This is a genomic window from Frankia canadensis, from assembly GCF_900197875.1.
GTDB lineage: Bacteria > Actinomycetota > Actinomycetes > Frankiales > Frankiaceae > Frankia > Frankia canadensis.
On the sequence record NZ_FZMO01000479.1, the window covers coordinates 1 to 13185 of the forward strand.

Consider the following 13185-nt stretch of genomic DNA (forward strand, 5'->3'; position numbering starts at 1 on the left):
CCCCAGGTCGCCCGTGCTGACTCCCCGCCCCCCGAGCGGGTCGGTCGACTCCCTCCCGGGTCGACCGACCCTCTCCCTGCCGCCCTCCGCCTGCGGCTCACTGTCCTATTTATGCGTATTCATCCAGCCTCACCCGAGGACCGCCCCCTCCCGAGGATGGCCTATGTCCGCTCCGGAACGCGCCGCCCTGTTCAGCGAGACGGCCTGCGACACCAACAACGCCAAGAGCGAGAAGCAGCGCAAGGCGGGCTGCCCCAAACCCCAGCCCGGTGGCACCGCCGGCGGCTGCACCTTCGACGGCGCCATGATCACCCTGGTCCCGATCGCCGACAGCGCCCACGTCGTGCACGGCCCGATCGCCTGCGCCGGCAACTCCTGGGACGGCCGCGGCAGCCTGTCCTCCGGCCCGACCCTCTACCGACACGGCTTCACCACCGACATGTCCGAGAACGACGTCGTCCTCGGCGGCGAGCAGCGACTGTTCGACACGGTCTGCGAGATCGTCGAGCGGTATGCGCCCCCCGCGGTCTTCGTCTACTCCACCTGCGTGACCGCCATGATCGGCGACGACCTGGACGCGGTCTGCGCCTCCGCGTCCGCCCAGACCGGCGTGCCGGTCATCCCGGTCGAGGCCCCGGGCTTCGTCGGCAACAAGAACCTCGGCAACAAGATCGCCGGCCAGGCGCTGCTGGACCACGTGATCGGCACCGTCGAACCGGACGACGCCGGACCGCTCGACGTGAACCTCATCGGCGAGTACAACATCGCCGGCGAGCTGTGGGACGTGCTGCCGGTGCTGCGCCGACTCGGCCTGCGGGTGCGCGCCTGCATCAGCGGCGACGCCCGCTACCGTGACGTGGCCGCCGCCCACCGGGCCCGCGCGACGATGGTCGTCTGCTCCCGGGCCCTGCTCGGCCTCGCCCGCGGCCTCGAGGAGCGCTACGGCATCCCCTGGTTCGAGGGCAGCTTCTACGGCACCCGCGCGATGGCCGACAGCCTGCGTGGCTTCGCCCGCCTGCTCGACGACGACGACCTCACCCGGCGCACCGAGGAGCTCATCGCCGCCGAGGAGGCCGCCACCGAGGCGGCGATCGCGCCGTACCGCGCCCGCCTGGCGGGACGCAAGGCGGTCCTCTACACGGGCGGGGTGAAGAGCTGGTCGATCGTCTCGGCGCTGCAGGAACTCGGCATCGAGGTGGTCGGCAGCGGCATCACCAAGAGCTCCGACGGTGACGTGGACCGGATCCGCGAGCTGCTCGGTGACAGCAAGATGATCAAGGACAGCAGTCCGCGGGAGTTGCTGCGGGTCGCCGAGGACACCGGGGCGGACATCCTGGTCGCCGGCGGGCGCAACCAGTACACCGCGCTCAAGGGCCGGCTGCCCTTCCTCGACATCAACCAGGAACGGCACATCCCCTACGCGGGCTACACCGGGATGGTCGAGTTCGCCCGCCAGCTCGACATGGCGATCGCGAGCCCCGTCTGGGAGCAGGTCCGCCGCCCAGCCCCCTGGGACGCGGCCGACGCCGGCGCTCGCGACGGCCACGCGGCGGAGGCGGCGTGATGGCCCGGATCACCGTGGTGGAGCGCGGCGCGACGATCGACCCGCTCAAGTTCTCCCAGCCCCTCGGCGCGGCGCTGGTCTTCCTCGGCCTCGCCCGCTCGATGCCGATCATGCACGGCTCGAAGGGCTGCGCGTCGTTCGCGAAGGCCCTGCTGACCCGGCACTTCAACGAGCCGATCCCGCTGCAGACCACCGGCATCACCGAGGTGACCGCGGTCGTCGGCAGCGGCGAGTCGCTGGTCGCCACCCTCGACGCCATCCGCAAGAAGCAGCGCCCGGAAGTCATCGGACTGCTCACCACGGGCGTCACCGAGGTGTCGGGTGAGGACGTCGGCGGCCAGCTGCGCGCCTACCTCGACGCCTGGGCCGACGCGGACGCCGGACACGGCGCGGACGCCGGACACGGCGCGGACACCGGTCACGACCTGGGGCCGCTGATCATCGGGGTGTCGACCCCGGAATTCCTCGGTGGCCTGTCCGACGGCTGGAGCGCGGCCCTGGAAGCGCTGGTCCGGGCGGTCGTCCCGGCGCCGCCCGGTGGCGCGGCGGGCCTGGTGTCACCGGTCGGCGCGCGGGGCCGGACGCCCGTGGCGCGACGCGAGGCGGTGGAGGGTCACACCGCCCTGCTCGCGGCGTCCGCGCTGCCCACGCCCCCGCAGACCACCGGCGAGGACGGTGACCCTGATCTCGTCGCCGTCCTCGCCGGTCCCGGCCTGACCGCCGCCGACCTCGACGAGCTGGCCGAGCTGGTCCGCGCCTTCGGGCTCACCCCGGTGCTGGTCCCCGACCTGTCCAGCTCCGTCGACGGGCATCTCGCCCCGGCCTGGCAGCCGACGACCACCGGGGGGACGACCGTCGCCGACCTGCGCCGCCTGCGCGACGCGTCCGCCGTCCTGATCGCCGGCGCGACCGCGTCCGCCGCCGGCGAGCTGCTCGCCGCGCGGACCGGGGCGCCGCTGCTGCGCCACCGGCACCTCGCCGGCCTCACCGAGACGGACGCGCTGGTCGGCGAGCTGATGGCGATCAGCGGCCGGACCGCGCCGCGCGCGGTGCGCCGGGCGCGGGCGCGGCTCGCCGACGGCCTGCTCGACGCGCACTTCGTCCTCGGCGGGGTGCGGGTGGCGATCGCCGCCGAGCCGGACACCCTGCTCGCCGCCGGCTCGCTGCTGCACGACGCCGGCGCCGAGATCGTGACCGCGATGTCGCCGACCCCCGCGCCGGCGCTCGCCGACGCACCCTTCGACGAGGTGGTCGTCGGCGACCTGGCCGAGTTCGCCGCGCGGGCCCGGGCTGCCGGTGCCGACCTGGTCGTCGGCTCCAGCCACCTGCGCGAGATCGCGCACCAGCTCGGCGCGGCGTTCCTGCCGCTCGGCTTCCCGATCTTCGACCGGCTGGGGGCGACCCTGACCGGCACCGCGGGCTACGGCGGAAGCCTGCGCCTGCTCATCGACGCGGCGAACCGCGTCCTCGACCACGGCCACACGCACCATCGGACTCCGGACGACCAGCGCGCCGAGCACGCGCACCCGGGCCAGGTGGACGCGCGGGCCCCAGTGGATACCGCGTCGACCGGACCCGCGTCCGACGCAGGGCAGTCCTCGACGGACATCCCCCGCCAGCCGCGCGCCACGGCCGACCCCGATGAACTCGACAACCTGTTCCAGGAGTCACCGTGTTGAAGATCGCTTTCGCGACGAGCGACGGGACCGCAGTGGACCAGCATTTCGGCTGGTGCCGCCGGTTCGACGTGTACGACGTCGGCCCCGAGGGATCCCGCCTGCTGGAGAGCCGGCTGTTGGACGAGGCCGCCAACGATGAGGAAAGCAAGATCGAGTCACGGCTGTCCGCCGTCGCGGACTGCGTGATCCTCAACATCAGCGACATCGGCGGCACGGCCGCCGCGCGGGTCGTCAAGGCCCGGATCCACCCGGTGAAGGTGGCCAAGGGGACGAGCGTCGCCGACCTGCTCGACCGGTACGTCGCGACCCTCGCCGGCACGCCGCCGCCCTGGCTGCGCAAGGTGCTGCGCGCCCGCGACCCGCAGCCGACCACCCAGAACTGGACCCGCAGCGTCGCCGCGGTGCTCAAGGGAGACGCCGCATGACCGAGATGACCGGATTCCTGCGGGACCTGCTCGACCAGGTCCGCGCCGACGACGCCTACGGCCAGCTCGGCCGGTTCTCTGACGAGCGGCTGCTCGCCCCGTTCGTGGTCACGAAGGAGGAGCGCCGGAAGATCCCGGCGTCCTGCGACCTGGAGCCCGCCACCGAGGCCCGGCTGCGGTGCTTCTACCAGGCGGTGGCGGGCGCCATCGAGAAGGCGACCGGCGCGTTCAGCACGACCGTCCTCGACATCAACCACGAGGGCTTCGGCCGGGCGATCGTCTTCGCCGGCCGGCTCGTCGTCCTCGACGACGCCCTGCGCGACGTGCAGCGCTTCGGCTTCGACTCGCTGGACAAGCTCGCCGCCCGCGGCGAGTCGCTGGTGATCAACGCGGCGAAGATCGCCGAGCGGTTCCCCGAGGTGGCCCGCGATGACTCCTGACACCCCGACCACCGCCGGCCCCGCGCCCGCCGACGCCGCGTCCGTCGAGGTCGCGAACCTCGACCCGGAGGAGGCCCGCAAGCGGCTGCGCAAGCTGGGCATGAAGGCGTCGCAGCTCAAGCTCGACCTGCACGACCTGGCCGAGGACCTGCCGCTGGGCTGGGAGAACATCCCCGACCTCGCGCGCCGAACCTACGACGCCTACGCCGAGATCGCCCTGCTGCAGACGCTGGCCGACGCGCCGTCCCGGGCCGACAGGGAGGCGTCGGCATGAGCGCGACCGGCACCGCCGCCGCCCGGCTCGCGGGCTTTCACCGCTGCTCCACCGCGGAGGAGTACTTCGCGCTGCTCGATGTCGACTTCGACCCCCGCGTCGTCGCCGTCAACCGGCTGCACATCCTGCGGGTGTTCTCCGGCGAGCTGGTGAAGCTGCACGACGCCGGGGACGGCGAGCGCACCGATCCCGAGGAGCTGCTGCGCGACTACCGTGCGGCGCTCGTCCGCTCGTACGAGGCCTTCCTCACCGCCACCGCGCTGGACCATCGCGTCTTCAAGGTCCTCAAGGACCGCGCACCCGAGTCGGCCTTCGTGCCGTCATCCGAGATCACCGTCCGGCGACCGGGCGAGGACCCGTCGCCGGCACCGTCCGAGCAGCCGGAGGATGCCCGATGAGCAGCAACACCTACGACGTCGGGGATGTCGTCGCCACCGTCAAGGATCTGCGCAACGACGGGACGTACCCGGACCCGGCGTTCGCCGTCGGCGAGGTGCTGGTCGAGGCCGGCACCATCGGCGAGGTCATCAACGTCGGCCTCTACCTGCAGGAACACATCGTCTACGCGGTCGCGTTCCGCAACGGGCGGGTCGTCGGCGCGCTGGAGCGCGAGCTCGCGGTGCCCGTGATCGACGCGGACGCGATCGAGGCCCGGGACGAACCGATCCCCGCCACCGCGAGCGCGCCCGCCGAGGCCGCGGCGAAGGCGGCGACCCCGGCGAAGGGCGAGGCCGCGACCCCGGCGCCGGGCGACCAGCCGGTGGCGGTGCCGATCGCCGCGGTCAGCGCCGACGGGCCTGGCCAGGGCCATGGTCACGGTGGCGGCCACGGCGAGGGGCACGGCGGTGGCAAGGGCCACGGCGGGGGCGGCTGCAAGCACGGGTCGTCGAACTGCGGCTCCGGCAAGGGTTCCGGCGCGGCGGGGGACGCGGCGAAGGAGGACACCACGGCTGTGGCCGCCGAGGCTGCGGCATCGAAGGGCGGGGCGTGATGACGGGCAAGCCACTCGCCGTCGCCGACCGTCCCGGCGGTTGCGCCAGCACCACGAGCTGCGGCACCAGCGCGCCCGCGCGGAACGCCGAGCTCGCGGAGAAGATCGCCAACCATCCGTGTTACAGCGCCGAGGCCCACCAGTACTACGCGCGCATGCACGTCGCGGTCGCTCCCGGTTGCAACATCCAGTGCAACTACTGCAACCGGAAGTTCGACTGCGCCAACGAGAGCCGCCCGGGTGTCACCAGCTCGCTGCTCACGCCCGAGGACGCGCTGGCCAAGGTCAAGCTGGTCGCCAGCGAGATCAAGCAGATGAGCGTGCTTGGCATCGCCGGCCCCGGCGACCCGCTGGCCAACCCGAAGCCGACATTCCGCACGATGGAGCTGGTGGCCCGGGACTGCCCGGACATCAAGCTGTGCCTGTCCACGAACGGGCTGCGGCTGCCGGAGTTCGTCGACCGGATCGCCGAGCTCAACGTCGACCACGTCACGATCACGATCAACATGACCGACCCGGAGGTCGGCGAGCGGATCTACCCGTGGGTGGCCTGGAAGGGCAGGCGGTACACCGGCCGGGAGGCGTCGACGATCCTGGCCGAGCAGCAGCTCGCCGGGCTCGCGGCGCTCACCGAGCGCGGGATCCTCTGCAAGGTCAACTCGGTGATGATCCCGGGCGTCAACGACGACCACCTCGTCGAGGTCTCCCGGACCGTCAAGGAGCTCGGCGCCTTCCTGCACAACGTGATGCCGCTGGTCTCGGCGCCCGAGCACGGCACCCACTTCGGGCTGACCGGCCAGCGCGGCCCGACCCCGCAGGAGCTCAAGGCCCTGCAGGACCGGTGCGAGCAGCACGACGGCGCCGAGATGACCATGATGCGGCACTGCCGGCAGTGCCGCGCCGACGCGGTCGGCCTGCTCGGCGAGGACCGCGGCGACGAGTTCACCCCGGAGACCTACCAGGGTCGGGAGATCACCTACGACCTCGCCGGCCGGCAGGCGGCGCACGAGGAGATCGAGCGCTGGCGCGCGGAGGTCGCCGCCACCCGCCGCAGCCTCAACATCGCCACCGGCGCCCTGCTCCCCGCCGGCACCACCCTCACCGGCGCCACCCCGTCCTCCGGGGACGCGGCCGGCCTCGCCGCGGGCACCGCGGCCGACTCCCCGGCCGACTCCCCGACCGGCACCCCGGCCGCCGAGCCGGCCCGGCCGGATGAGGTCGTCCTCATCGCGGTCGCCACCAAGGGCAGCGGCGTCGTCAACCAGCACTTCGGTCACGCCGGCGAGTTCCTCATCTACGAGGGCGGCGCCGGCTGGGCCCGGCTGGTGCAGACCCGCGACGTCGACCGGTACTGCACGGGCCCGTCCGAATGCGACGAGGACGAGTCCCGTCTCGACCAAACGATCGCGATGCTGTCCGACTGCTCCGCCGTGCTCTGCAGCAAGATCGGCGGCGGCCCGCGCGAGGCGCTGACGGCGGCCGGCATCGAACCGGTGGAGATCTACGACCTGATCGACAAGGCGGTGGCCGAGGTCGGCGGCCGCCTCAGCGCGCACCGCGCCCCCGCGAAGGCAGGTACATCATGACCGCGACCGCCACCGCCATCGAGCTGACCGACCGGGCCCGCGCGCAGGTCCGCCGCCTGCTCGGCTCCACCCCGGGCACGGCCGGGTTCGCGCTGCGCATCGGCGTCGACCCGGGCGGCTGCTCCGGCTACACCTACAACCTCTCGCTCGTCCCCGACGCCGACGCCGACGACATCGTCTACCCGCAGGACGGCTTCGACGTCCTCGTGCACACGTCGATGGTGGACCTGCTGCGTGGGATGCGCGTCGACTACGCCGAGACGCTGACCTCCTCCGGCTTCACCTTCACCAACCCGAACGCGAAGAGCTCGTGCGGCTGCGGCTCGTCGTTCGGCGCCTCCGACTCCCCGCAGCGCACCGAGGCCGACGCGAAGCTGCGTGCCCAGGTCGAGGACGTGCTGGGCGAGATTCGGCCGTTCCTGCGCGGCGACGGCGGCGACGCCGAGATCGTCGCGGTCCTCGCCGGCGGCGGCGAGCCGGGCTCCGCCGAGGTGCACCTGCGCCTGACCGGTGCCTGCGGTGGCTGCTCCAGCGCGAACGCGACCCTGACCGGGGTGATCGAGACCCGGCTCAAGGAGGCGCTGCCCGAGATCGGGCGGGTGGCGCTGGTCTCCTGACCGGCCCTTCCCCGCCCGACCGGCGCCTGACCTGCCCCTTCACTTCCTGCTGATTCCGCCCCTGTCCTGCCGATTCCGCGGAGCGCGCGATGGTCACTGCCCGGTCCCACTCCCACCCGCGTCTGAGGTCGATCTGCCCCGGCCCGCCCGCGCGGAGCCTGCCCGTCCAGGCGGCCCCGCCCGATGACGACGCCGACGTCGACGTCTTCCGGCGCTACGACCGACAGCTGACCATCCCCGGCTTCGGGGTCTCGGTGCAGCGGCGGCTGAGTCAGGCGACGATCGTCGTGGCTGGGGTCGGCGGGGTCGGCGGGGCGACGGCGACCTATCTCGCCGCCGCCGGCGTCGGGCGGCTCATCCTGATCCACCCGGGTGAGCTGGAGGAGCCCGACCTCAACCGGCAGACGCTGATGCGCCCCGAGCGGGTCGGCCAGTCCCGTGTGCTGTGCGCGGCCGAGACACTTCGCGCGCATCACCCGGCGGTCGAGGTCGTCCCCGTCGACCGGGCGCTGACCGACCCGTCGGTGCCCGACCTGATCGCGCAGGCCGACGTCGTCGTCGACGCCCGGCACAACTTCCCCGAGCGTTACCTGATCAACCGGATGTGCGTGCGCACCGGGGTGCCGCTGGTCGTCGCCGCGATGAACGCCACCGAGGGATACCTGCTCGTGGTCCGGCCGGGGGAGCCGTGCCTGCGCTGCGTGTTCCCCGAGGGGGATCCGTCCTGGGAGCCGCTGGGCTTCCCGGTGCTCGGGTCGGTCGCCGGGACGCTCGGCTGCCTGGCGGCGACCGAGGCGCTCAAGGTCGCCGGCCGGTTCGCCGAACCCGCCGCCGGCCGGCTCGTCCACGTCGACCTGTGGGACGTCGAGATGCGCGCCCCGCGGACCCGGCGGGACCCGCGCTGCCCGGACTGCGCCCCGCGGAGCAGCACGTGATCTACCTCGACAACAACGCGACGACCCCGGTCGACCCCGAGGTCCTCAGCGCGATGCTGCCGCTGCTGCGCGAGCACTACGCCAACCCGGCGAGCCGGCATCCGGCCGGGCAGGCCGTCTCCCGGCTGGTGGAGGCGGCCCGGCGCGACGTCGCCGCCCTCGCCGGCGCCGCCGGGCGCGACGTCGTGTTCACCAGCGGCGCCACCGAGGCGGCGAACCTGGCGACGCACGGCGTCCTCGCCACCGCGGCGCCGACCCGGCGGCGCATCCTCGTCGGCGCCACCGAACATCCCGCGGTGCTCGCCGCCGCGCACGCCGCCGCCGACCGGCACGAGGGCAGCGTGCAGACCGTCCGGGTCCATCCCGGCGGCACCGTCGACCTGTCCCACCTGCGGTCCCTGCTGCGCCCGACGCCGGCGGGCGGCGAGGTCGCGCTGGTGGCGGTGATGGCGGCGAACCACGAGACGGGGGCGCTCACCGACCCGCGGGCCGTCGCCGCGTTCGCGCACGGGGCGGGGGCGCTGTTCCTGTGCGACGTCACCCAGGCGCTCGGTCGCATTCCGGTCGCCGTCACCGAGACGGGCATCGACCTCGCGATCGCCTCCGCGCACAAGGTCTACGGGCCGAAGGGCGCCGGGGTGCTGCTCGCCGGGCGCGCGGCGCGGGCCCGGCTCGTCCCGCTCCTGCACGGCGGCGGGCAGGAGCGGGGGCTGCGTGCCGGCACGCTCAACACCCCCGCCATCGTCGGCTTCGGCGCGGCGGCGCGCATCGCCGCCGCGGTGCTGCCCGACGAGGCCATCCGCCAGCGGCAGCTGACCGAGCTGCTCTACGACCAGCTCATCGGCTGGCTCGGAGCCGGCGCGATCGAGGTCAATGGTCCCGCCGAGGAGGGCACCGGCCGCCCCGGCCCGGTGCGGCTGCCGAACACGCTGAACCTGCGCTTCGTCGGTGCCGAGGCGGACGCCGTGCAGGCCTGCCTGCCCGACGTCGCGGTCTCCGCCGGGTCGGCCTGCCACGGCGGGGGCGACGAGCCGTCGCCGGTGCTGCTGGCGATGGGCCGCTCGGCGACGGCGGCCCGGGAGAGCCTGCGGTTCAGCGTCGGCCGCTTCACCACCGTCGACCAGATCCACGCCGCCGCCGCGACGGTGGCCCGCGCCGTGCTGCGGGTGCAGTCGCTGCGCGAGATCGGCTCCGGCGAGCTCCCCGCGCCCGCCGATCCCGGCGGGTCCGCCGGGCCGGGCCGTCTCGGATCCACGGCGGCGCCCGTCCCGGGCCGGGCACCGGAGCTGCCCGTGCCCCGTTCCGCCCTGCCCTGATCACCGATCCGCGCCGTCACCCAGCCCGGGGTCCGGCCCCGGCACCCGGCACGGATCGCCCGCCCGAGATGAGGTACCCGATGTCCACCGAGCAGTTGTCCGCCCGACCCGACGGGGTCAGACGGCTGGAGAACGTGGTGATCCGCTTCGCCGGCGACTCCGGCGACGGGATGCAGCTCACCGGCGACCGCTTCGGCGCCCAGGCCGCGGCGATCGGCAACGACGTGGCCACCCTGCCGAACTACCCGGCGGAGATCCGCGCCCCAGCGGGGACGGTGGCCGGCGTGTCCAGCTACCAGCTGCACATCGCCGACCACGACATCACCACCCCGGGTGACCAGCCCGACGTCCTCGTCGCGATGAACCCGGCCGCGCTCAGGGCCAACGTCACCGAGCTTCGGCCCGGCGGCGTCATCATCACGGACACCGACGCGTTCACGGCGCTCGGCCTGGAGAAGGCCGGCTACGAGTCCGACCCGCTGACCGACGGCTCGCTGGATGCCTACCAGCTGCACGCGATCAACCTGACCGGGTTCGCCGCCGCCGCCGTCGCCGACCACAACCTCAAGCGCAAGGACGCCGCGCGGACGAAGAACATGTTCGCCCTCGGCCTGGTGTCCTGGATGTTCAGCCAGCCGATCGAGGACACGGCCGCCTACCTGCGCAAGCGGTTCGCGGCCAAGCCCGACGTGCAGGCCGCGAACATCTCCGCGCTGCGGGCGGGGTGGATCTACGGCGAGACGACCGAGGCCTTCGCGAGTGTCTACGAGGTGAAGCCGGCCCCGCTCCCGGCTGGCACCTACCGGCACATGAAGGGCAACAAGGGCATCGCCTACGGTCTGGTCGCCGCCGCGCACCAGGCGGCGATGCCGCTGTTCCTCGGCGCCTACCCGATCACGCCGGCCTCCGAGGTCCTGCACGAGCTGTCCGCGCTCGCCTCGTTCGACGTGCGCTCCTTCCAGGCCGAGGACGAGATCGCCGCGATCGGCGCAGCCATCGGCGCGTCGTTCGCCGGCATGCTCGGCGTCACGGTCACCTCCGGGCCCGGCATGGCGCTCAAGGCCGAGGCCCTCGGCCTCGCGGTGATCATGGAGCTGCCGCTGGTCGTCGTCAACGTGCAGCGCGGCGGCCCGTCGACCGGCCTGCCGACGAAGACCGAGCAGTCCGACCTGCTCCAGGCGCTCTACGGCCGGCACGGCGAGGCGCCGCTGCCCGTCATCGCCGTGCGCTCGCCCGCGGACGGCTTCGCCGCGGCGGTCGAGGCGGCCCGGATCGCGCTGACCTACCGCACGCCGGTGATCCTGCTCTCCGACTCCTACATCGCCAACGGCAGCGAGCCGTGGCGGGTGCCCGAGCTGGACGAGCTGCCCTCGCTCGGGATCGACCTGGCCACCGAGCCGAACGGGGTCGACGCCGAGGGCAACCCGATCTTCCTGCCCTACGCGCGTGACCCGAAGACCCTCGCCCGGCCGCTGGCCATCCCGGGCACCCCCGGGCTGACCCACCGCATCGGCGGCCTGGAGAAGGCCGACGGAACTGGTGCCGTGTCCTACGACCCGGACAACCACGACCTCATGATCCGCACCCGGCAGGCCAAGATCGACGGCATCGACGTGCCGCCGCTGGAGGTCGACGACCCCGACGGCCCGCCCGGTTCCGGCGCGGACGTGCTGGTCGTCGGCTGGGGATCGACCTGGGGCCCGATCGGCGAGGCGTGTCGGATGGTGCGCGCGCAGGGCCTGAAGGTCGCCCAGGCGCACCTGACCCACATCGCCCCGCTGCCGGCGAACGTCGCCTCCGTGCTCTCGGAGTACCACACGGTGCTCGTGCCGGAGATGAACCTCGGGCAGCTCGCCGGCCATCTGCGCCGGGAGACCCTGATCGACACCGTCGGCTACAACGTCACCCGCGGCATGCCGTTCCGGTCGTCGGAGCTCGCCTCCGTCATCACCCGGGTGATCGCCGGCATCGCCGACGAGGACGGCACCGGCACGGTCGACGGTCGGGCGCTCGGGGACGTGGCGGCGCGCCTGGCCGCGAAGACGGACGCGGGCGCCAACAAGCGGGACGCGACTCTGGAGGCGGGACGATGAGCGAGGTCAACGAGGCCAGCGGGGCGAAGGCGGACGAGCCGGCGGGCGGCAGCGCCCGGCGGGCGCCGACCGTCGCCGACTTCACCACCGGCGCGGAGGCGCGCTGGTGCCCCGGCTGCGGGGACCACGCGATCCTGTCGACGATGCGCGGGCTGCTGCCGGCGCTCGGCGTCGCGCCGGAGAACACCGTCGTGGTGTCGGGCATCGGCTGCTCCTCCCGGCTGCCGTACTACCTCGACACCTATGGCATCCACTCGATCCACGGGCGGGCGCCGTCGTTCGCGACCGGCATCTCCATCAACCGGCCGGACCTGTCCGTCTGGGTCGTCACCGGGGACGGCGACGCGCTCTCGATCGGCGGCAACCACCTGATCCACGCGCTGCGGCGCAACGTGAACCTCAAGATCCTGTTGTTCAACAACCACATCTACGGCCTGACCAAGGGCCAGCACTCGCCGACGTCGAAGGTCGGCACGGTGAGCCCGTCGAGCCCGCACGGCTCGCTGGACAACCCGTTCAACCCGATCGCGCTCGCGCTCGGCGCCGGTGCCACCTTCGTGGCCCGCACCCTCGACTCCGACCGTCGCCACCTCACCGCGACCCTCACCGCGGCGGCCGCCCACCAGGGCGCGGCGCTGGTCGAGATCCGTCAGGGCTGCCCGACGTTCACCCCCATCCCGCGCCAGCCGCGCGGGTCCGCGGCGCCGGCGCCCGAGACGGACAACCCGGCGGCGCCCGAGCAGGGCCCGATCCGCCTCTCGCCCGGGCTGCCGATCGTGTTCGGCACCAACGAGCAGTGGGGTGTCATCCGCGACCCGAGCACCGGGGAGCTGGCCATCGGCCACGGCGGTGACTCCCGGGTCGTCGTACACGACCCGGGCATCCAGAACTCCACCTACGCGTACGCGCTGGCCCGGCTCGCCGAGACGTCCCTGGCCGAGCCGCCGATCGGCGTGTACCGCTCGGTCACCCAGCCGAGCTTCGACCAGCTCTTCCAGGAGCGCCTGGCGACGGCCCGGCCCGGTGGCCGCGGCGAGCTGCGGAGCCTGCTGACGGGCGTCGACTCGTGGGAGGTGGCCGCCAGCTAGGCGGCGACCGCCCGAGCAGTCGCGCTGGGAGCGGCTGCCGGCCGGGGGCCCTCTCGCCCCGGGCCGGAGCGGACGGACGGCCGGGCGGACCGCCCGTCCGCGAATGCGAGGGGATCAGGCCGATCACACCGCGGCCTGATCCCCTCTGGCGTCGCACCGCGCGCCGCGGTGATGTTC

13 protein-coding genes are annotated in these 13185 nt (G+C 73.7%); all 13 read left to right on the forward strand.

What is annotated here, in order from left to right; genetic code table 11:
* Positions 1-163 precede the first annotated feature (163 nt).
* The gene (gene nifE / locus C1A33_RS26430) at positions 164-1564 is read left to right on the forward strand and encodes a nitrogenase iron-molybdenum cofactor biosynthesis protein NifE (RefSeq protein ID WP_101834288.1); all 1401 of its coding nucleotides are present in this window, start codon (positions 164-166) and stop codon (positions 1562-1564) included.
* On the forward strand, positions 1564-3243 hold the full coding sequence (locus C1A33_RS26435) for a nitrogenase component 1 (protein WP_101834290.1): 1680 nt from the start codon (positions 1564-1566) through the stop codon (positions 3241-3243). The genes nifE and C1A33_RS26435 overlap by 1 nt, the downstream gene beginning before the upstream one ends.
* Positions 3237-3668: a nitrogen fixation protein NifX gene (gene nifX, locus C1A33_RS26440; protein WP_101834292.1), complete on the forward strand. Its 432-nt coding sequence runs from the start codon at positions 3237-3239 to the stop codon at positions 3666-3668. Before C1A33_RS26435 ends, nifX begins: the two co-directional genes overlap by 7 nt.
* On the forward strand, positions 3665-4108 hold the full coding sequence (locus C1A33_RS26445) for a NifX-associated nitrogen fixation protein (protein ID WP_101834294.1): 444 nt from the start codon (positions 3665-3667) through the stop codon (positions 4106-4108). The genes nifX and C1A33_RS26445 overlap by 4 nt, the downstream gene beginning before the upstream one ends.
* Positions 4098-4382 (forward strand): CCE_0567 family metalloprotein, encoded by a 285-nt coding sequence (locus C1A33_RS26450; protein WP_101834296.1) that lies wholly within the window; start codon positions 4098-4100, stop codon positions 4380-4382. The genes C1A33_RS26445 and C1A33_RS26450 overlap by 11 nt, the downstream gene beginning before the upstream one ends.
* Positions 4379-4780, forward strand: a complete 402-nt coding sequence (nifW, locus tag C1A33_RS26455) for a nitrogenase-stabilizing/protective protein NifW (RefSeq protein ID WP_101834298.1) — start codon at positions 4379-4381, stop codon at positions 4778-4780. The genes C1A33_RS26450 and nifW overlap by 4 nt, the downstream gene beginning before the upstream one ends.
* Positions 4777-5373, forward strand: coding sequence for a nitrogen fixation protein NifZ (locus tag C1A33_RS37100; RefSeq protein ID WP_243407971.1), 597 nt, complete (start codon positions 4777-4779; stop codon positions 5371-5373). Before nifW ends, C1A33_RS37100 begins: the two co-directional genes overlap by 4 nt.
* Entirely contained in the window at positions 5373-6959 is a 1587-nt protein-coding gene (gene nifB / locus C1A33_RS26465; protein ID WP_101834300.1) for a nitrogenase cofactor biosynthesis protein NifB, read from the forward strand. The genes C1A33_RS37100 and nifB overlap by 1 nt, the downstream gene beginning before the upstream one ends.
* Positions 6956-7576, forward strand: coding sequence for an iron-sulfur cluster assembly accessory protein (locus tag C1A33_RS26470; RefSeq protein ID WP_101834302.1), 621 nt, complete (start codon positions 6956-6958; stop codon positions 7574-7576). Before nifB ends, C1A33_RS26470 begins: the two co-directional genes overlap by 4 nt.
* 89 nt (positions 7577-7665) lie before the next feature.
* On the forward strand, positions 7666-8511 hold the full coding sequence (locus tag C1A33_RS26475; protein ID WP_101834303.1) for a HesA/MoeB/ThiF family protein: 846 nt from the start codon (positions 7666-7668) through the stop codon (positions 8509-8511).
* Positions 8508-9827, forward strand: coding sequence for a cysteine desulfurase family protein (locus C1A33_RS26480; protein WP_101834330.1), 1320 nt, complete (start codon positions 8508-8510; stop codon positions 9825-9827). The genes C1A33_RS26475 and C1A33_RS26480 overlap by 4 nt, the downstream gene beginning before the upstream one ends.
* 80 nt (positions 9828-9907) lie before the next feature.
* Positions 9908-11920 carry a 2-oxoacid:acceptor oxidoreductase subunit alpha gene (locus C1A33_RS26485; protein WP_101834304.1) on the forward strand — a complete coding sequence of 671 codons (2013 nt, stop codon included), beginning with the start codon at positions 9908-9910 and terminating at the stop codon, positions 11918-11920.
* Positions 11917-13008, forward strand: coding sequence for a 2-oxoacid:ferredoxin oxidoreductase subunit beta (locus tag C1A33_RS26490; protein WP_101834306.1), 1092 nt, complete (start codon positions 11917-11919; stop codon positions 13006-13008). The genes C1A33_RS26485 and C1A33_RS26490 overlap by 4 nt, the downstream gene beginning before the upstream one ends.
* Positions 13009-13185 lie beyond the last annotated feature (177 nt).